General features: G+C 71.0%; 21 protein-coding genes. 13 read left to right on the plus strand and 8 right to left on the minus strand.

Annotated features, from left to right (window positions below):
* Window positions 1-149: 149 nt before the first annotated feature.
* Entirely contained in the window at window positions 150-1,346 is a 1,197-nt protein-coding gene (locus ACTFTM_RS04645; protein ID WP_449564629.1) for an acyl-CoA dehydrogenase family protein, read from the plus strand.
* 152 nt (window positions 1,347-1,498) lie between these two features.
* Here the strand turns inward: ACTFTM_RS04645 and ACTFTM_RS04650 are convergent, their stop codons facing one another.
* From ACTFTM_RS04650 to ACTFTM_RS04665, 4 genes are all read right to left on the minus strand, one after another.
* Complete coding sequence (locus ACTFTM_RS04650) at window positions 1,499-1,906, minus strand: CoA-binding protein (protein ID WP_449564630.1); 408 nt, start codon at window positions 1,904-1,906, stop codon at window positions 1,499-1,501.
* Between the two features lie 179 nt (window positions 1,907-2,085).
* Window positions 2,086-3,054: a DUF2092 domain-containing protein gene (locus ACTFTM_RS04655; protein WP_449564631.1), complete on the minus strand. Its 969-nt coding sequence runs from the start codon at window positions 3,052-3,054 to the stop codon at window positions 2,086-2,088.
* Entirely contained in the window at window positions 3,051-3,641 is a 591-nt protein-coding gene (locus ACTFTM_RS04660; protein ID WP_449564632.1) for an RNA polymerase sigma factor, read from the minus strand. Before ACTFTM_RS04660 ends, ACTFTM_RS04655 begins: the two co-directional genes overlap by 4 nt.
* 202 nt (window positions 3,642-3,843) lie before the next feature.
* Window positions 3,844-4,890 (minus strand): Rv2578c family radical SAM protein, encoded by a 1,047-nt coding sequence (locus ACTFTM_RS04665; RefSeq protein WP_449564633.1) that lies wholly within the window; start codon window positions 4,888-4,890, stop codon window positions 3,844-3,846.
* 92 nt (window positions 4,891-4,982) lie between these two features.
* On the opposite strand from ACTFTM_RS04665, the gene ACTFTM_RS04670 reads away from it, so the two are divergent.
* A complete protein-coding gene (locus tag ACTFTM_RS04670) occupies window positions 4,983-5,402 on the plus strand; it encodes a thiol-disulfide oxidoreductase DCC family protein (protein WP_449564634.1) in 420 nt (139 codons plus the stop codon).
* Here ACTFTM_RS04670 and ACTFTM_RS04675 read toward each other — a convergent pair.
* The 3 genes from ACTFTM_RS04675 to trxA form a co-directional block, all read right to left on the minus strand.
* Window positions 5,366-6,298, minus strand: a complete 933-nt coding sequence (locus ACTFTM_RS04675) for an HTTM domain-containing protein (protein WP_449564635.1) — start codon at window positions 6,296-6,298, stop codon at window positions 5,366-5,368. The two genes, ACTFTM_RS04670 and ACTFTM_RS04675, sit on opposite strands and share 37 nt — an antisense overlap.
* Window positions 6,295-6,735, minus strand: coding sequence for a hypothetical protein (locus ACTFTM_RS04680; protein WP_449564636.1), 441 nt, complete (start codon window positions 6,733-6,735; stop codon window positions 6,295-6,297). The genes ACTFTM_RS04675 and ACTFTM_RS04680 overlap by 4 nt, the downstream gene beginning before the upstream one ends.
* 153 nt (window positions 6,736-6,888) lie before the next feature.
* Window positions 6,889-7,251 carry a thioredoxin gene (gene trxA / locus ACTFTM_RS04685; RefSeq protein WP_421474404.1) on the minus strand — a complete coding sequence of 121 codons (363 nt, stop codon included), beginning with the start codon at window positions 7,249-7,251 and terminating at the stop codon, window positions 6,889-6,891.
* A gap of 549 nt (window positions 7,252-7,800) precedes the next feature.
* Between trxA and ACTFTM_RS04690 the strand changes: the two genes are divergently transcribed.
* The 11 genes from ACTFTM_RS04690 to ACTFTM_RS04740 all read left to right on the plus strand — a co-directional run bounded on the left by ACTFTM_RS04690 (window position 7,801) and on the right by ACTFTM_RS04740 (window position 16,232).
* Window positions 7,801-8,316: a MaoC family dehydratase gene (locus tag ACTFTM_RS04690; protein ID WP_355244479.1), complete on the plus strand. Its 516-nt coding sequence runs from the start codon at window positions 7,801-7,803 to the stop codon at window positions 8,314-8,316.
* 90 nt (window positions 8,317-8,406) lie between these two features.
* A complete protein-coding gene (locus ACTFTM_RS04695; RefSeq protein WP_449564637.1) occupies window positions 8,407-8,931 on the plus strand; it encodes a hypothetical protein in 525 nt (174 codons plus the stop codon).
* Between the two features lie 39 nt (window positions 8,932-8,970).
* The gene (locus tag ACTFTM_RS04700) at window positions 8,971-9,594 is read left to right on the plus strand and encodes a TrmH family RNA methyltransferase (RefSeq protein ID WP_449564638.1); all 624 of its coding nucleotides are present in this window, start codon (window positions 8,971-8,973) and stop codon (window positions 9,592-9,594) included.
* Between the two features lie 47 nt (window positions 9,595-9,641).
* Window positions 9,642-10,352, plus strand: a complete 711-nt coding sequence (locus tag ACTFTM_RS04705) for a DUF6758 family protein (RefSeq protein ID WP_449566536.1) — start codon at window positions 9,642-9,644, stop codon at window positions 10,350-10,352.
* A 116-nt stretch (window positions 10,353-10,468) separates the two neighbouring features.
* Window positions 10,469-10,627, plus strand: coding sequence for a hypothetical protein (locus tag ACTFTM_RS04710; RefSeq protein ID WP_007455302.1), 159 nt, complete (start codon window positions 10,469-10,471; stop codon window positions 10,625-10,627).
* Between the two features lie 6 nt (window positions 10,628-10,633).
* A complete protein-coding gene (locus ACTFTM_RS04715) occupies window positions 10,634-11,509 on the plus strand; it encodes a PH domain-containing protein (RefSeq protein ID WP_449564639.1) in 876 nt (291 codons plus the stop codon).
* A gap of 103 nt (window positions 11,510-11,612) precedes the next feature.
* Window positions 11,613-12,407 carry a SigE family RNA polymerase sigma factor gene (locus ACTFTM_RS04720; protein ID WP_449564640.1) on the plus strand — a complete coding sequence of 265 codons (795 nt, stop codon included), beginning with the start codon at window positions 11,613-11,615 and terminating at the stop codon, window positions 12,405-12,407.
* A 56-nt stretch (window positions 12,408-12,463) separates the two neighbouring features.
* Window positions 12,464-13,660 (plus strand): hypothetical protein, encoded by a 1,197-nt coding sequence (locus ACTFTM_RS04725; RefSeq protein ID WP_449564641.1) that lies wholly within the window; start codon window positions 12,464-12,466, stop codon window positions 13,658-13,660.
* A gap of 78 nt (window positions 13,661-13,738) precedes the next feature.
* Window positions 13,739-14,611: a PHP domain-containing protein gene (locus ACTFTM_RS04730; RefSeq protein WP_449564642.1), complete on the plus strand. Its 873-nt coding sequence runs from the start codon at window positions 13,739-13,741 to the stop codon at window positions 14,609-14,611.
* A gap of 41 nt (window positions 14,612-14,652) precedes the next feature.
* A complete protein-coding gene (locus tag ACTFTM_RS04735; RefSeq protein WP_421474411.1) occupies window positions 14,653-15,267 on the plus strand; it encodes a MarC family protein in 615 nt (204 codons plus the stop codon).
* A 14-nt stretch (window positions 15,268-15,281) separates the two neighbouring features.
* Entirely contained in the window at window positions 15,282-16,232 is a 951-nt protein-coding gene (locus ACTFTM_RS04740; protein WP_449564643.1) for a RecB family exonuclease, read from the plus strand.
* 93 nt (window positions 16,233-16,325) lie between these two features.
* Here the strand turns inward: ACTFTM_RS04740 and ACTFTM_RS04745 are convergent, their stop codons facing one another.
* Complete coding sequence (locus ACTFTM_RS04745) at window positions 16,326-17,183, minus strand: oxygenase MpaB family protein (protein ID WP_449564644.1); 858 nt, start codon at window positions 17,181-17,183, stop codon at window positions 16,326-16,328.
* Window positions 17,184-17,229 lie beyond the last annotated feature (46 nt).

A 17,229-nucleotide genomic window follows, 5' to 3' on the forward strand; every position in this document is an offset into this window, starting at 1 on the left:
AAAGTCCCTCTTGCCGGACGCTACCCGGAGCGGTGAACCTTTTCACAGCGGTTGTGTGGACTGGTCACCTTGGCCTGTTCGGCCGGGAGGCCGATACTGACCGAGCGTTCAGTTACCCACGAGTAGTGCGCTGATCCCCGGAGGCTGAGATGGCCCGACTCGCCCAGACGCCCGGCCTCACCGACGTGCAACAGTCGATCCTGGAGACCGTCCGGGAGTTCGCCGACAAGGAGATCATCCCGCACGCCCAACGGCTCGAGCACGCCGACGAGTACCCCACCGACATCCTCGACGGGATGCGCGAGATGGGGCTGTTCGGTCTCACCATCGACGAGGAGTACGGCGGGCTCGGCGAGTCGCTGCTCACGTACGCCCTCGTGGTGGAGCAGCTCTCCCGGGGCTGGATGTCGATCTCCGGGATCGTCAACACCCACTTCATCGTGGCGTACCTGATCTCCCAGCACGGCTCCGCCGAGCAGAAGGCCCGCCTGCTGCCGAAGATGGCGACGGGCGAGGTGCGCGGCGCGTTCTCGATGTCCGAACCGGAGACCGGCTCCGACGTGTCGGCGATCAAGTCCAGGGCCGTCCGGGAGGGCGACAACTACGTCCTCAACGGGCAGAAGATGTGGCTCACCAACGGGGCGTACTCCTCGGTGGTCGCCACCCTGGTCAAGACCGACACCGGCGCCGACTCGGTGTACGGCAACATGAGCACCTTCCTGCTGGAGAAGGAGCCGGGCTTCGGCGAGACCGCTCCCGGCCTGACCATCCCCGGCCGGATCGACAAGATGGGCTACAAGGGCGTCGAGACCACCGAGATGGTGCTCGACGGCGTGACCGTGCCCGACTCCTCGATCCTCGGCGGGGCCGACCAGGTCGGCCGCGGCTTCTACCAGATGATGGACGGCATCGAGGTCGGCCGGGTCAACGTGGCCGCCCGCGCCTGCGGCATCTCCCTGCGCGCCTTCGAGTTGGCCGTCAGCTACGCCCAGCAGCGCAAGACCTTCGGGCAGCCGCTCGCGAAGCACCAGGCGATCGCCTTCAAGCTCGCCGAGATGGGCACGAAGATCGAGGCGGCGCACGCCCTCATGGTCAACGCTGCCCGCCTCAAGGACGCCGGCCAGCGCAACGACGTCGAGGCCGGGATGGCCAAGCTGCTCGCGTCGGAATACTGCGCCGAGGTCGTCCAGGAGGCGTTCCGCATCCACGGCGGCTACGGCTACTCCAAGGAGTACGAGATCGAGCGGCTGATGCGCGAGGCCCCGTTCCTGCTGATCGGCGAGGGCACCTCGGAGATCCAGAAAACCATCATCAGCCGAGGCCTCCTGAAGGAGTACAAGCTCTAACCCCGCCCCTGAATCCCGCGCCCAACCCCGTCGATCATGGACTTGTGGTGGGTGACAAAGCCGTTTACGACCGCAAAACCGGCACCACAACTCCATGATCGACCCGGCTGTGTGGCGCGGGGGCGGGGGGAGGGGGAGGGGGTTGGGGCCGGTCAGGTTAGGCGGGTCAGGTTCCCGGCGGCGCGTTCGATGATGAGGCAGCGGTCCTCGACGTACTCCATGCCGGCCTTCTCGGCGATCTCGCGCGCCTCGGCCGACACGATCCCCAGTTGCAGCCAGACCGCCGGCGCGCCGATCGCCGCCGCGTCCCGGACCACCTGCACGGCGTCCGCGGCCGGCCGGAACACGTCCACCAGGTCGACCGGGTGCGGGATGTCCGCCAGTGACGCATACGCCCGCTCGCCGAAGAGTTCGTCGACGGTCGGGTTGACCGGGATGATCCGCCAGCCGTACCGCTGCATCTGCAACGGGACGCGGTGCGCTGCCTTCATCGGGTCACGGGACGCGCCCACGACGGCGATCACGGCGGAGTCGGCGAGGATCTGCTGAGCGGTACGCACCCGCCGACTGTAGCGCCGCCCGCCCGGCGGGGCAGGCGAGGAACACCTGCGCCGAAGGGCCCGACTGGCCGCCCCCAGCAGCCAGTCGGGCCCGGCCGGCGCTTCACGGGGAGCGAAGCAGACCGGCTACGACGTGGGTTGCCGTTCCCCGGAACCCAGGGAGCGGCAACCCACGGCGGTCAGTTGGTCGTCGGGCTGGGGGCCTGGTCGGGGCGCTCGGGAAGAGTGAACGGCGAGTCGCCCTTGGTGCTCCTGCCCCCGGCCTTCGCGTAGCCGGCGGGTGGCGTCAGGTCGAAGTGGCTCAGGTTCGCGCCGGTACGGGGCAGCCATTCGAAGGTGCTGACCTCGGCCTTGTCGGTCACCTTTCCGCTCTTGGCGGCGACCGTCTTGTACGGCAGGAACGAGGTCGTGTCCACCCAGAGTTCGGCCGCGTAGGTGGCCTTCCCCTCCTTCAATCGCAGGTGCACGGTGTCGTGCCCGTCCACCTTCTCCTGGCCCACGATCTCCAGGCTCCCCCGGGCGAGCCAGGCCCGGATGCTCGTGGGGTCGCTCGGCACGAAGACAGTGCTGGTTGCCTGGTCCGGCGAATCGACGAACTGGAAGTACGTCCGCTCCAGGTGGCTGATCTGGGTGCCGCGGAACTTTCCGTCGGCGACGATCGACACCAGCGTGGAGTCCGGGCTGCCGTCGCCCCGGAAGATGTCGACCCGGCGGCGTCCGGTCTGCTTGTCCTCCCAGGAGTCGATCCAGCCACCCCGGTAGGTGTGGTGCACCTTCACGACGTAGTCGTCCGCCTCGCCCAGTGCGGCCTGGGTCTGGTTGCTGACGTAGGCGACATCGCGCAATTGGAACGTGCGGGACGCGTCCGTCGAGCTGGCGGCGGCCCCGCCCGTCTGCCCGGTCCGCTGGTCGGCCGTGCTCAGCGCGACACCGCCGGCGGCGAGACCGGCCAGAGCGAAGGCGGTCGCGGTCGCGATCGCCGGGCGACGCAGGAACCACCGCTTCGCCGTGGGACGCGGGTACCTGGTCCCGTTGAGGATCGCGTGCCGCATCCGGTCGGTCGCGTCCGTTCCGGCGCCGGTCAGGTCCTCGCGAAAGGCGACGAGCAGCTCGACGCCTGCGTTGTCAGATTCCACGTTGTCGTTCATCCGTTTTCCTCATTCGCAGCAGCGGACGGTGCGTAGTGGGTAGGCATCGCGAGGCGCAGGCGTGCCTTGGCCCGGTGAAGGCGGGAGCGGACGGTGCCCGGGGCCAGGCCGAGCGCGGAGGCCAGCTCCGGATAGTCCAGGCCGGCCCAGATGTGCAGCAGGAGCAGGTCACGTTGGTCGTGCGGCATCGCGGCGAGGGCGCCGGCCAGTGCCCGCGTGGCAGCCTCGGCGTCGAGCCGTTCGTCGGCCCGGTCGGCGAAGTTGTGCTGACCGGAACCACCGAGTGGGTCCCTGCCTGACTTCTCCAGTGCCCGCAGCCACCGCACCTCGGCGCGGTGGTAGTTCCGCAGCAGGTTGCTCAGGATGCCGAACAGCCACGGACGTGCATTGGCCATCGATGTGTCGTAACGGTCCCGTCGCGAGAACGCGATGAGGAACGTCTCGGCGACCAGATCCTCGGCGAGCTGCCGCCCGACCCGGCGGGCGCTGAAGTTGTACAGCCAACCGCCGTACCGCTCGAACAGCTCCCCGAACAGTTCAGGCGCTCCCGTTACCAACAGCGCGTCGGAGCGCTCGGTCACAGTCATGTCCCGATGGCCCCCTGGTTTGACGGTGCGTTCATGCCCTGTTCTTGTCTGGCACCGACGCCAGGTTCCCGTCTTCTCGTCCCAGCACCGCCGCAAGCGCTGCGTGTCATGCCGGCGGCCGTCCGTCACCGTCGCGCGGGGGCGTAATGAGGTCAGGCTGTTGAAGTCCGGGCAGGTCAGGGCCTACCTGCCGGCATGAAGACTAGAGCAGGGTCAGCTGCTCGGCCGCCGGCGCGGGCGGCGGCTCGGGCAGGCGGCGGTTGTCGCCCACCTCGCCCCGGAGCAGTCCGTGGCGGCGGGCGGCGATCCGTACCCGGGCGGTCAGCTCCCGCTGGTACGCCTGCGGGGCGTACGCGCCCGAGCGGTACAGCTCGCGGTAGCGGGCGACGAGGTGCGGGTGCTCCCGGGCGAGCCACTGCGCGTACCACTCGCGGGCGCCGGGGCGCAGGTGCAGCGCCAGCGGGGTCACACTCGTCGCTCCGGCGGCGGCGACCGCCGAGACCGTGGCGTCGATCGACTCCTCGCTGTCGCTGAGGCCCGGCAGGATCGGCGCCATCAGCACCCCGACGGAGAAACCGGCGTCGGTGAGCCGGCGGACCGCGTCCAGCCGGCGGCTCGGGTGCGGCGTGCCCGGCTCGACGCCGCGCCAGAGCCCGTCCTCGACGAAGCCCACCGAGAAGGAGATGCCGACGCTTGTCACCTCGGCTGCCTGACGCAGCAGGGGCAGGTCGCGCAGGATCAGCGTGCCCTTGGTGAGGATCGAGAACGGATTGGCGAAGTCCCGTAGGGCGGCGATGATCTGCGGCATCAGCCGGTAACGACCCTCGGCCCGCTGGTAGCAGTCGACGTTGGTGCCCATGGCCACGTGAGCGCCCCGCCACTTCGGCGCGGCCAGCTCGCGCCGTACCAACTCACCGGCGTTGACCTTGACGATCACCTGCCGGTCGAAGTCCGCACCCGCGTCGAGATCGAGATAGGTGTGGGTGTTTCTCGCGTAGCAGTAGCGGCACGCATGACTGCATCCCCGGTACGGGTTGATGGTCCATTCGAACGGGACGCGGGACTGGCCCGGCACCCGATTCAGGATGGACTTGGCCTGCACCTCGTGGAAGGTCATCCCGGCGAACTCGGGGGTGTCGAAGGTGCGGACGACGGCGCCGGGCAGCGCCAGCGGCAGGGGTGGCGTCGCTGGCGCTGCCCTCTCGGGATCTCCCTCGACCGGGGGAGCGGTCAGGTTCTCCCAGCGCATGGGCACTATTCGAACACGTGTACGAGGTCTGCGCAAGTGACCCGCCGGACACCGGTGCGTGATCGGCGTCGCGACGGGGGAGGATGGACGGCATGGACACGTCGACCTTCGTCTACGACGGTGACTGCGCGTTCTGCACGACCTGTGCGGAGTTCATCGAACGTCGGATCCCCACCGGCGCGCGGGTGGTGCCCTGGCAGTTCGCCGACCTGGACGCGCTCGGTCTCACCGTGGCCGAGTGCGAGGAGGCCGTGCAGTGGGTGGGTGCGGACGGCGCCCGCGCCGCCGGCCCGGACGCCATCGCGAAGCTGCTGGCCGACAGCGGCCCGGTGTGGCGGGTGGCCGGCGCGGGTCTGCGGTTTCCGCCGGTGCGCGCGCTGGCGTGGCCGGTGTACCGCTGGGTGGCCCGCAACCGCCACCGCCTGCCGGGCGGTACGGCTGCCTGTTCGCTCCCGCAGGAGGCGCGGGAGCGCCTCTACGGCCCGACCGGGCGCCCGACCGCCGGAGCCTGATCGCCGAGCCGGGCCCGATCACCGAGAGGTGCCGCATCGGGTGGCGCGGACGTCGTGTCCACGTCCGCCGGGCCGCGTCCGGCGAGCCGACGTGCCCACACCAGCGGGCGTACCCGCTCCAGGGGCAGGAAGCTGGTCATCGCGGCCAGGTGCGGCGCGAACGAGATCGTGATGGTCGCGATGGTCACCACGTGGAACGAGTAGAAGAAGCCGACCATGGCCAGTCGCCAGCGGGCCGGCAACAGGAACACCACGGGGCTGAGCAGCTCGAAGGCCACGATGCCGAACTGGGCGACGATCAGCAGGTGCGGCACCTGGGCGATGAGGTCGGCCAGGTCGGTTCCGCGTCGGATGATGGCCCGGGCCAGCACCGAGCCGGTCAGCCAGTCCAGGCCGCCGAAGCGCAGCTTGGCGAAGGCGGCCAGGAAGTACGTGCAGATCACCGCGATCTGGGTGACGCGCAGGGCCCAGCCGCCGGCCTCCGTGCGGGTGGTGTCGCCGTGGCGGGCGCGGCCGGCGGTGGGTAGCACGGCCAGCGCGACGAGCAGGCCGAACCGGTCGTGGTCGACCTTCCCGTAGCTCATCGCAATGATCATCCACTCGAGGTACAGCGCGCAGACCGTCCAGCCGAGCAGCCGGGGCGCCCGGCCGGTCGCGGCGAGCAGGGCGGTGAGCAGGAGCACCCAGAAGATCACCGCCACGACCGTCGGCGTCGGCGTCGGCAGCGGGAGCAGGCGGCCGATCAGCAGCGGCTGGTACAGCTCGCCGGGCACGCTGGCCCTGGTGCGTACCCACGGGGTGAAGACCACCAGGTCGGCGGCGACGAACAGATAGATCACAGTCCGGAACGCGGCGATCCGTCCGCGGGGCACCGCCTCGGTCAGCCAGCGGGTCATCGGGACACCTGCCAGCTGACGACGGTCTCGTCGATGTGCTGCCCGGTGGGCCGGCCGGCGCGGATGCCGTGCCAGCGGATGACGATGCGTACCTCGACCAGCGCGGCGGCGTCCGGGTGACGTTCGGCGTACGCGTCGGCGACCTCGGCGAGCAGCGCGGGGTCGGCGGCGTACCGGTCCTGCTGGCCCTCGATCTCGGCGCGGCGGATGCCGGTCGCGTTCTGGTCGAGGTCGACCACCGCTCCGGTGCTGTTCACGCCCTCCACCCGGGTGTCCGGGGCGGGGGCGTTCGGCGGGTTCGAGGTGGCGTACATCCGGAACGGGCCGAACGGGAAGTCGTCGTCGCTACCCCAGAACGTGCCCACCAGCAGCAGGACGAGACCGAGTGCGGTCACGCCCAGCCGGGTCATGCGCCCACGGGTGGTCAGGGTCTCCATCGGGTGGTGACGATACGGGATGTACCGACCGTCTCGGGTCCCACCGATGGTCAGTTCCGCCTGCCCGGGTCGGTGATCATGGGCGGGCGTGGGGAATGACGGAAGGCCGGACCCGAACCGGGCCCGGCCTTCGCGTGCCGTCGTGGAGACGGCTCAGTGCTTGTGCTCGGCCAGCTGCTTGCGGACGTCGTCCATGTCCAGAGCCTCGACCTGCTCGATCAGGTTCTCCAGCGCGGACTCGGGAAGGGCGCCCGGCTGGGCGAAGACGATGACGCCGTCGCGGATCGCCATGATCGTCGGGATCGACCGGATGTCGAACTTCGCGCCCAGCTCCTGCTGGGCCTCAGTGTCGACCTTGCCGAAGACGATGTTCTGGTGCTTCTCCGAGGAGCGCTCGTAGACCGGGGCGAACCGCTTGCACGGACCACACCAGTCGGCCCAGAAGTCGACCAGGACGATGCCGTCGCTGCCGGTCACCTCGTCGAAGTTCGCCGAGGTCAGCTCAACGGTTGCCATTGCACTCTCCGATCACCCGCGGGTTGTCTGCGTCCCGTAGAACCAGGGCTGACCGTATCGAATTCCCGGGTCGCTGCGCACGAAACGTGGGCGGGGCTGCCCGGGGGCGTTGACGACCATCGAGGGGCGTCAGTTCATCTCGTCCTGCGGAACGCAAGTGCACGACGCACTTGCGTGACCTGCGGTGATGGGAGCGTTTCCAGGGAGATCCACGCGATCGAGCGCTACGAATCGGTAACTTGAGCCCTGACGAGGAGGTATCCGGCCTGCGGAGATCGCTGATCAACCTCGCATTCGTCACGGAGAGTAATGTTACAAAAAGATAAATGTGACCGCGATCTCTGTTGAAGCTACGGCACCGTAGGGCAGACTTCTTCACATCAGAGCGTGGGCGGCGGGTGCCGGGGAGGGCCCCGCCGCTCATTGCGTCTCCCCTCGGGTGAGTGACCGGTGTGACATTTCCGCCGAGGTCCCGCCCCGACCGTCGCCTTAACCAGCGGTAAGGCATGCTGTGCCGAACTCCATCGCCGCCCGTCGAAGGGGACCAGGATGCAGTTCGGCCGCTACTACGAGGAGTTCGAGGTCGGCGCGGTCTACCGGCACTGGCCGGGCAAGACCGTCACCGAGTACGACGACCACCTCTTCTGCCTGCTCACCATGAACCACCATCCGCTGCACATGGACGCGCACTACGCCGCCACGTCCAGCCAGTTCAAGCGGAACGTCGTGGTCGGCAACTACATCTACTCCCTGCTGCTCGGCATGTCGGTGCCCGATGTCAGCGGTAAGGCCATCGCCAACCTGGAGGTGGAATCGCTGCGCCACGTCGCGCCCACCTTCCACGGCGACACCATCTACGGCGAGACGACGGTGCTCGACAAGCGGGAGTCCGGCTCCAAGCCCGACCGGGGCGTGGTCTCGGTGGAGACCCGGGGCTACAACCAGGACGGCACGATGGTCTGCGTCTTCCGCCGCCGGGTGATGGTCCCCAAGAAGGAGTACGCGGCCAGCGCCGTGCCGGACGGGGTGGACCCGGAACGGCCCAGCTTCCCGACGCCGCGCTGACCGCCCTCGGCCGGTCGAGCACCGCCGGAACAGGGCAACGCCGGGCAGCATGTTCTGCCGGTGGCGGCCCTGTTCCCGTTTTGGGGGCTTATGCTGACGCCGGAGGTTCCGATGAGCCACTCCGTCGCCGGAGAGCCGCCCTCTGCCGGTCGCCGCGCCGCACCCTTGACCACCGCCGTCTACTCCGCCGCCGAGTGGGATCTGCTCACCAGCCTGCCCGCTCGGGTCCTCGTGGCCGCCGCCGCGCCCGGCGCGGGTCGCCCGGAGCGCGGAGTACGGGCGGGCCTGGCCGGCCTGGACGCGGTCGCCGCCGGCCGTGGGTTCGACAGCGACCTGGTCCGTGCCGTGGTCGCCGCGATCTACGCCCGCCACGACGGCGCGCCCGCTTCCGCCGAGCGGCTCACCGACCTGGTGGACCTGCTGGCCGCGTGTCGGGCGGCGGCCCGCGTGCTGCGTCGGCGCGCCGATCCGGCCGATTCGGCGGCGTACCGCCAGTGGGTGCAGTCGGTCGCGGCCCGCGTCTGCCGGGCGGTGCCCGGCCTCGACGGGCATCCGGCCAGCCCGGCGGACCGGCGCTTCCTGGACCGCCTCGGTGACGCGCTCGGCCTGGGCTGAGATCGTGCGGCGCCGGGGTGGCCGTACTCTCTGATGACCGTGACCGACGACCAGCCTGAGGTAGGTGTGGGCCCCTGGCCGGGGGACCCGCCCGAGGATCCGCGCTACGACCCGCAGCTGCTGGCCGAGGGCGATCGGCGCAACGTCGTCGACCGCTACCGCTACTGGCGTCACGAGGCGATCGTCGCCGACCTGGACCGGCGGCGGCACGGCTTCCACGTCGCCATCGAGAACTGGCAGCACGACTTCAACATCGGCACGGTGGTGCGCAACGCCAACGCGTTCAACGCCGCCGAGGTGCACATCGTCGGTCGCCGTCGGTGGAACCGACGTGGCGCGATGGTGACCGATCGCTACCAGCACGTCCGGCACCACGAGACGATCGAGGAGTTCGTCGGATGGGCGGCGGAACGGCGGCTGCCCGTGCTCGGCATCGACAACCTTCCCGGCTCCCGGCCGATCGAGACCGCCGTCCTGCCGCGCGACTGCGTGCTGCTGTTCGGTCAGGAGGGCCCGGGCCTGTCCGCGCCCGCGCGGGCGGCGTGCGCCCGACTCCACTCCATCGCCCAGTACGGCTCCACGAGGTCCATCAACGCCGGTGTGGCCAGCGGCATCGCCATGCACGCGTGGATCCGGACCCACGCCGGCCCACCGCCGGACTGACCGTCGCTCCGCTGGCGCGATCGGCGTTCCGGCTTGACGTGCCGGCGATGCGGGGTGACGGTGGGGATGTGAGTGTCGCGGTGAGTTGTCCGAGATGCGGGGGCCCGGTACGGGCGCCGGATCTGATGCACACCGAGTCGAGGTGCCTGCGCTGCGGACCGGTGCCGCCGCTGCACGTGCCCGAGCACATCGGGGCGGAGATCGTCGCGAGCGTGGTGGAACGGATCACCGCGAGTCCCGGTCCATCGGGGACGCCACTGTGGTGCCCGTGGCCGCTGCCTCCCGGCTGGACCCTCACCGGCGTGGCGTACGCCGGGGACGACCGCACCGGCGTACGGGCGACGGCGGTGGCCTGCGCGGGGCCGGCGCCACTCGACGACGGCCCGGCGGATCTCGTCTTCGTCGCCGAGGAACCCGGCGTGGGCCTGGGCACGCGACTCGCCGGCCTGGCCGGGCCCGATCCCGGACCGGAACTCGCCGACGCGCTGACCGATCCCGGCCCCGGGCATCCCGAGCACGTCGGGCAGGCCCGGATCAAGGTCGGCGGGCACCCGACTCCACTGTGGTTGGTGAATTCTCCGACGGATCGAAGCGCGTACGCCGGCGAGGCTCGGGGAATGTGGCTACATGCGATAGCCTGGCCGGCGAGTGCGGGTCACCTCCTCGCGGAAGACGTCGTCTTGCACGACCTGACCGAGTGGACTCCGCCCGAACTCGTGTACGGCGCACCGTCCCCGTACCTGTCCGGGAGAGCTTGATCTCTCTTCCGGGTTGACGGAGAACGGACGCAGATATTCACTGTACGACACCACACTGATACTCTGGGTGCCGCTGCGGTAATGGGACCCGGCGCCGCGCGAGAGGATGGCCCGCCATGGTCAAGAAGGTCCTCACCTGGGCCGGAATCGCATTCTTGATCTTCTTCGTCGCCTATCGGCCAAACTCTGCGGCTGATGTGTTCAAGTCGCTGGGCGGCGGGATCATGGACATCGCCCAGGGATTCGGCGACTTCTTCACCAGCCTCGTCGCCTAGCCACCGATGGGTAGCCCCTCCGGTCCACCCTTCGACCCGGACGACCCCGACCGGGAACGCCGCGAGCGCGACACCGAGCCGATCCCGCGGATCGGGCCCGATGACGGCCCGGGCTACGGAGCCGGTCCCGGCCTGTCCGACGGGCCCTCCCTTTCGGACGACGTCGGCTACGGCGACGGGCCCGGCTATGCCGGCGAAGGGCGGTCCGGTCGGGCCTGGATCCGCGATCCAGACGCCGCCAACCAGCCGCCCCAGATCTCCGAGGAGGAGCTGGCGGGGCTGCGCGCCGACGCCATGGGGTCGACACCCCGTCGGGTTCTTCCGCTTGAGGACGAGCCCAGCTCGCTGGTCGCCCGTTACCTCTTCCCCACCGAGCGCTACCGGGGCGAGTGGAAGCGGCACTGGATCCACCTCACCAACCCGCTCCTGATCGGCGTCGCGGCGACCTTCGTGCTCGGCTACCTGTCCGGCTTCCTCGCGGGGCAGAACGTCGGCGCGTTGACGACCATCGCGGTGCTGCTCTGGTTCGCCGTCATGGGGTGGGTGGCGTGGAAGGTCGCCGACTGGTGGTATGACCGGTTCATCCTGACCAACAAGCGGGTCATGGTGGTCAACGGCATCGTCACCCGCAAGGTCGCCATGATGCCGCTGGTCCGGGTCACCGACATGAAGTACGAGCAGACCCCGACCGGTCGGGCCCTCAACTACGGCACCTTCGTGCTGGAGTCCGCGGGCCAGGAGCAGGCGCTCCGGGAGATCAAGAATCTGCCCAACCCGAACGAGCTCTACCTGCGCGTCGTCGAAGAGATGTACGAGCCGCAGGCGGTCGAGGCGCGGTTGGGCAAGGAGGCCGACGAGGCCAAGGCCGACGACGGGGCGTGAAAGTTTTCGTCCGAACATCGGAGCAAGTGCGCACCTTTCGTCATGGACCGGAACGCCGCTGACGTGGCACTCTTCCAGGACGGTTTGGGTGCGGAGGTGTGTGGTGGCGAGCAGGGACCCCCTGGAGGAGGAGTTTCGCGAGTTCGTCGCGGCTCGCTCCGCCGCCCTGCTCCGTACCGCCTATCTCCTCTCCGGTGACTGGGCGACGGCCGAGGACCTGCTCCAGACGGCGCTGACGAAGACCTACCTCGCGTGGAAGCGGCTCGGCGGGATCGAGGCGGTCGAGCCGTACGCCCGACGTGTGATGGTCAACACTTCGACGAGCTGGTGGCGGCGGCGCTGGCACGGTGAGCGCCCCACCGAGGTGCTGCCCGAACGCCCCGGCCTCGACGAGATCGAGCAGCAGCTCGACCGTGACCTGCTCTGGCGGCACCTCAAGGAGCTGCCCAGCCGGCAGCGCGCGGTGCTCGTTCTGCGCTACTACGAGGACCTGTCGGAAGCGCAGACGGCGGCACTGCTGGAGATCTCCCCCGGCACGGTGAAGAGTCAGGCGTCCCGGGCGCTGGCCACGTTGCGCCGCCGCATGGGCGCCGACACGCCGGATCTGGCCGCACCGGCCGGGACCGGCACCGCCCCGCGGCGCGGCCGGGACGTTACTGCCGTCCGCCCCCGCACGGCTGCGAAACCCGGCGGGGGCGTCACGGCGGTCCCGTCCGGTTCGGTCGAAGGGATGTCCGGCGCACTCTCCGCGGTGACGCCGCGTCCCGGCGCCGGTCGGGTCGAGCCGAGGCCGGTCGTGCCGCGTCCGTCCGCGCCCCATCCGATCGCCCCGGCGGTCGAGCTGCCCACCGCTTCGGTGGCCGTGCCTGTCGGCACCGGCCCCGGAGAGCAGCAGTGAGCCCGTTTCCGCGGCTGCCCGACAACCTGACGGGCGGTCTGCGGCGTCCTCATCAGGTGCGACGTGACCAGCTCGAAGGTGCGGTGCGGGATGCTCTCTCGCGCCAGGTCGCCGTGACCCGTCCGCTGACCGCCGATCCGGCCGGTCAGGCCATCCGTCGTGCCAACCGGATCCGACGGCGGCGTGCGGGAGTCGGCGTCGCGCTGGGGGTGGTCACCACCGTGCTGATCGGCGCCGGCATGACGCACCTCTCCGGCGACTCCGACCAGCAGGGGCCGCCCATCGTCGTGATCGGCGACCCGGACCTGTCGGCCCGACCGCTCCCCACGGGCAGCGTTGCCCCACCCTCGCCGGCGGCGCCCACCAGCCTGCTCCTGGCCGGCGAACTGATCGACGCCGACGGCAAGCGCCTGGCGCTGCCCGGCGTCGGCCCGGCCGAAAGCGCCCACCGGCTGCCCAACGACGCGGGTCTGCTGGTGATCGGAGCACCCACCACCGCAGGGCGTTCCCTCTGGGTGGCGCAGGACGACGGCCTGGTGCAGGTGCTGCTGGCCGGCGCGGGCCAGATCGTTCTCGCACCCGACGCCACCCAGGTCGCCTGGCGGGACGGCGAGGACCTGCTCGTGGCGGGAGTCGTCGGCACCCAGCTCATCGGCACGGTGCGTGTCGCCGTCCCGGACAGCGCGCAGCCCGTCCGGTTCGTCGGCAGCAGCGTGCTGGTCCGGCTCGATCCGAACCGACCGGGTCACGCCCTGTGGCGGCCCGGCGCGGACGAGCTGACCGCGGTACCCGAGCGGGACACCCTGAACGTCTACGGTTCGCTGCCCGACGGTCGGCTGGTCAGCCAGGTGCCGGCGAACGCGGCGGACGGGACCTGCCTGACGTTGGTCGACCCGAAGCGGTCCACGGAAGCGGTACGCGCGGCCTGCGGCACCCAGTTGAGTCCGGACGGCGTCGGCGAGATGTCCGACGACGGCCGGTGGCTCCTGGTGAACGGGAAGGTCGGGGCGAGCGAGCGCTCCCTGCTGGTCGACCTGGAGCGGCTCGGTACGACGCTGGACGCCGTACCGGTCGGCCCGGCGGTGAGCGGCGCCATCGCCTGGACAAGCGGCTCGGACGTCTCGTACGTCGACAGCTCCGGCCAACTGGTCCGGGCCGACGTGAAGCGGGTCCGTGCCGGCGAACAGGCCGAGCCGATCCCCGTGGCCGGCCTTGAGCCCGGCGACCGACCGGTCCTGGTCAGAGGCTCCTGACGGAAGCGGGTCCGGTGGGTGCCGGAATCGCTTCGACCTACGCGAGTCTGCTTCGGGTCCGCTCGGTAGCGTCGGGAGGTGACCTCCCGTACCGGCTCCGCGCCCCGGATCGACCTGCACGCCCACTCGACCGCCAGTGACGGCACGCTCACCCCGGCCGAACTGGTCCGCGCCGGCGCCGACGCGGGTCTGGACGTGCTGGCCATCACCGACCACGACACCACCGCGGGCTGGGCGCCGGCCGTACGGGCGCTCCCACCCGGCCTGCGTCTCGTCCGGGGCGCCGAACTGTCCTGCCGCTGGGAGGGCGCGGAGCCGGCGATGCCACTGCACCTGCTGGCCTATCTGTTCGACCCGGAACACCCGGAGCTGGTCGCCGAGCTGACCCGGGTACGGGCCTCCCGCGAGGAGCGCGGTGAGCGGATCGTGGCGCTGCTGCGCGCCGACGGCATCGACGTGAGCTGGCCGGACATCCTCGCCGGCGCGGCCGGCGGGACGGTCGGTCGCCCGCACATCGCGCAGGCGCTGATCCGCGCCGGGCTGGTCGCCGACACCCGTGCGGCGTTCGGCCCGGACTGGCTGGGCGAGCGGTACCGGCTGCCGAAGGAGGACATCGACGTCTTCCGTGCGGTCCGACTGGTCCGGGCCGCCGGGGGCGTACCGGTGTTCGCCCATCCCCGGGCCACCCGACGTGGCCGGGTCGTGCCCGACGAACTGATCGCTGAGCTGGCCGCCGCCGGGCTGGCCGGGCTGGAAGCGGACCACGAGGACCACAGCCCGGCCGAGCGGGAACACGTACGGGCGCTCGCCGCCGAGTTGGGCCTCCTGGTCACCGGTTCGTCCGACTTCCACGGCACCCACAAGACCGTCCAGCTCGGCGCGTTCACCACCGGCGTCGAGTCGTACGAGCGGATCGTCGCCGCCGGGGTGACCGAGGTCGCTTCGGGGTGATCCGCGTATTTCGCCCACCGGGCCGCCGCTAGGTTGATCACGTGGATCTGAAGCTGTTCGGCGAGGTTTTCGTGACCCTGCTGGTGATCACCGACCCCCCGGGCATGATGCCGATCTTCCTGGCGCTGACCGGGCCGCTGCCGGCGCGCGACCGTAACCGGGCGGCGTGGCAGGCCGTGGCGTTGGCTCTCGGCGTGATCGTGATCTTCGCGGTGGCCGGGCAGACGCTGCTCGACTACCTGCACGTGGACCTGCCCGCGTTGCAGGCCGCCGGTGGACTGCTGCTCGTCCTCGTCGCCCTGGAACTGCTGACCGGCAAGGCCGACGACCCCAGCCAGCAGGTCACCTCGAACATCGCTCTGGTGCCGCTGGGCACCCCGCTACTGGCCGGACCGGGCGCGATCGTGGCGACAATGCTCTTCGTCCAGCAGGCCGACGGCCTGGGTGACTTCACCGCCATCGCCGCCGCGATCCTCGCCGTCATGGTCGCCGTGTGGATCGTGCTGCGCTTCTCCGGCGGCATCGTCAAGATCCTGCGCCCCGGAGGCATCGAGGTGTTGACCCGGATCGCCGGCCTGCTCCTGGCCGCGATCGCCGTCCAGCTCATCGCCGACGCGGTTGCCGCCTTCGTCACGCACTACGTGAACATGACCTGACCGGCACACCCGGGATGTCGGGGGTGGATGGCAGGATCGCAGGCGTGCGACGAGCCTCTTCAGCCGGACGACCCGCCGCGGGCGGTCGGGCACCTCAGCAGCGCCCCGGCGGCGCCGAGCAGCTCGGCTTCGAGGGGATGCCGGAACGACTGTTCGTCTGCACCCCGAGCAAGCTCGGCACGTACGCCGACTGCCCCCGCCGCTACCGCTACTCCTACGTCGACCGGCCCGCGCCGCAGAAGGGCCCGCCCTGGGCCCACAACTCCCTCGGCGCCAGCGTGCACACCGCCCTGAAGAACTGGTACGCGTTGCCCGCCGACCGACGCCGCCCCGAGGCGTTGGCCACCCTGCTCAAGGGCACCTGGGTTCGTGAGGGCTACCGCGACGACGAGCAGGAACGGGCCGCCTACCGGAGGGCGCTGACCTGGCTCGAGGCGTACGTCGAGACGTTGGAGCCGGATACCGACCCGCTCGGCGTCGAGCGGGTGGTGGCGGTCAAGACCGCCGTTCTGGCCTTCAACGGCCGCGCCGACCGCATCGACTCCCGCCCCGGGCCGGAGGGTCCGGAGCTGGTCATCGTCGACTACAAGACGGGCCGCACCGGGCTGGACGCCGACGACGCCCGGGGCTCCCAGGCGCTGGCCCTCTACGCGTACGCGGCCGAGCGGGTGTTCCGCAAGCCGTGCCGTCGGGTCGAGCTGCACCACCTGCCGACCGGCACGGTCGCCGGTCACGACCACACCGTCGAGTCGTTGGCCCGTCAGTTGGCCCGCGCGGAGGACACGGCCCGCGACATCATGGCCGCCGAGCGGGTCGTCGCCGACGGCGGTGACGCCGACGAGGCGTTCCCGGTGGCGCCCGGGCCGCGCTGCGGTTGGTGCGACTACCGACGGCACTGTCCCACCGGCGCGCAGACCCCGGGCAAGGAGCCGTGGGCGGCCGTGGAACGGTCCGCCGAAGGCTGAGCGTCCCTCGGCCGGCTCAGTGCGGCGGCGTGTCCCGTGCCGCCGGCTGTCCGTGCCGGCCGGTCGACGGCGGCCCGCGGCGGGTGCGGTCGGTCAGCCGGCCAGCGCCGCCCGACCGGCGGCACGTTGCTTGGCGGCCTGGATCAACGGCCCCTCCAGGTATCGGCGCGGCACCGCGCCGAGCGCCAGGCGCAGCGCGCGTACGGTGAGGTCCGCCGACAACTCGGTGGTGGGCAGCCCCAACCCGCCGTACATCCGCCGGGCCCACGGGGGCAGCAGCGCGAGCGCGGTGCCGGCGATCCCGAGGTACGCCCAGCGCGGCGGACCCAGGTTGAGGCCCACCCGGGCCGGCAGACTGAGTTTCCACGGCAGCGGCGGCGCGGTGAGGAAGAGCGCCGTCTCGGCGGCCTCCCGGGTCATCCGCAGCTCCGGCCGGACGGCGCGGTAGTACCGCTGGACCTCGGCGGCGGTGCCCGGCACCGTGGCCGGGTCCAGCCCGACGAGGGCGGCCGACCGGCGTTGCTCGGTGTAGTAGCCGTCCACCTCGTCATCGGTGAGCGGCAGACCGGCCCGCCGGGCCGTGCTGAGGAACGATTCGATCTCGGTGACGTGCACCCAGCGCAGCAGGGCCGGGTCGTCGATCCGGAACTCCTCGCCGGTGGCGGGGTCGGTGGCCCGCAGCCGGGCGTGGAGTCGACGCAGCCGCGCTCCGGCCTGCTCCGCGTCGGCGGTGGTGCCGTAGACGGTGGTGGCCACGTAGGTGGCGGTGCGGACCAGCCGTCCCCAGGCGTCCGTGCGGTAGTCGCTGTTCTGCGCGACGCCGGCCATGGCGCGGGGGTGCAGCGCCTGGAGGTAGAGCGAGCGCAGGCCGGCGACGATCAGGATCGGTTCCTCGTGCACCTTCCACGTGACCGAACCCGGACCGAAGAGGCCGAGGTCATCGGAGTCCACCGACCAAGCGTGCCACGGCCGGCGCGTCGGTGCCGGCCGGCAGGGG

The organism is Micromonospora sp. RB23 (assembly GCF_053585025.1).

Excerpts from the sequence above, each read along its gene's own strand:
- ACTFTM_RS04705 (WP_449566536.1), top strand. The coding sequence starts at position 9,642 with ATGCGGGGTGACGGTGGGGATGTGAGTGTCGCGGTGAGTTGTCCGAGA.
- trxA (WP_421474404.1), bottom strand. The coding sequence starts at position 7,251 with ATGGCAACCGTTGAGCTGACCTCGGCGAACTTCGACGAGGTGACCGGC.
- ACTFTM_RS04680 (WP_449564636.1), bottom strand. The coding sequence starts at position 6,735 with ATGGAGACCCTGACCACCCGTGGGCGCATGACCCGGCTGGGCGTGACC.
- ACTFTM_RS04675 (WP_449564635.1), bottom strand. The coding sequence starts at position 6,298 with ATGACCCGCTGGCTGACCGAGGCGGTGCCCCGCGGACGGATCGCCGCG.
- ACTFTM_RS04670 (WP_449564634.1), top strand. The coding sequence starts at position 4,983 with ATGGACACGTCGACCTTCGTCTACGACGGTGACTGCGCGTTCTGCACG.
- ACTFTM_RS04645 (WP_449564629.1), top strand. The coding sequence starts at position 150 with ATGGCCCGACTCGCCCAGACGCCCGGCCTCACCGACGTGCAACAGTCG.
- ACTFTM_RS04740 (WP_449564643.1), top strand. The coding sequence starts at position 15,282 with ATGTCGGGGGTGGATGGCAGGATCGCAGGCGTGCGACGAGCCTCTTCA.
- ACTFTM_RS04715 (WP_449564639.1), top strand. The coding sequence starts at position 10,634 with ATGGGTAGCCCCTCCGGTCCACCCTTCGACCCGGACGACCCCGACCGG.
- ACTFTM_RS04665 (WP_449564633.1), bottom strand. The coding sequence starts at position 4,890 with ATGCGCTGGGAGAACCTGACCGCTCCCCCGGTCGAGGGAGATCCCGAG.
- ACTFTM_RS04695 (WP_449564637.1), top strand. The coding sequence starts at position 8,407 with ATGCTGACGCCGGAGGTTCCGATGAGCCACTCCGTCGCCGGAGAGCCG.
- ACTFTM_RS04690 (WP_355244479.1), top strand. The coding sequence starts at position 7,801 with ATGCAGTTCGGCCGCTACTACGAGGAGTTCGAGGTCGGCGCGGTCTAC.
- ACTFTM_RS04710 (WP_007455302.1), top strand. The coding sequence starts at position 10,469 with ATGGTCAAGAAGGTCCTCACCTGGGCCGGAATCGCATTCTTGATCTTC.
- ACTFTM_RS04655 (WP_449564631.1), bottom strand. The coding sequence starts at position 3,054 with ATGAACGACAACGTGGAATCTGACAACGCAGGCGTCGAGCTGCTCGTC.
- ACTFTM_RS04660 (WP_449564632.1), bottom strand. The coding sequence starts at position 3,641 with ATGACTGTGACCGAGCGCTCCGACGCGCTGTTGGTAACGGGAGCGCCT.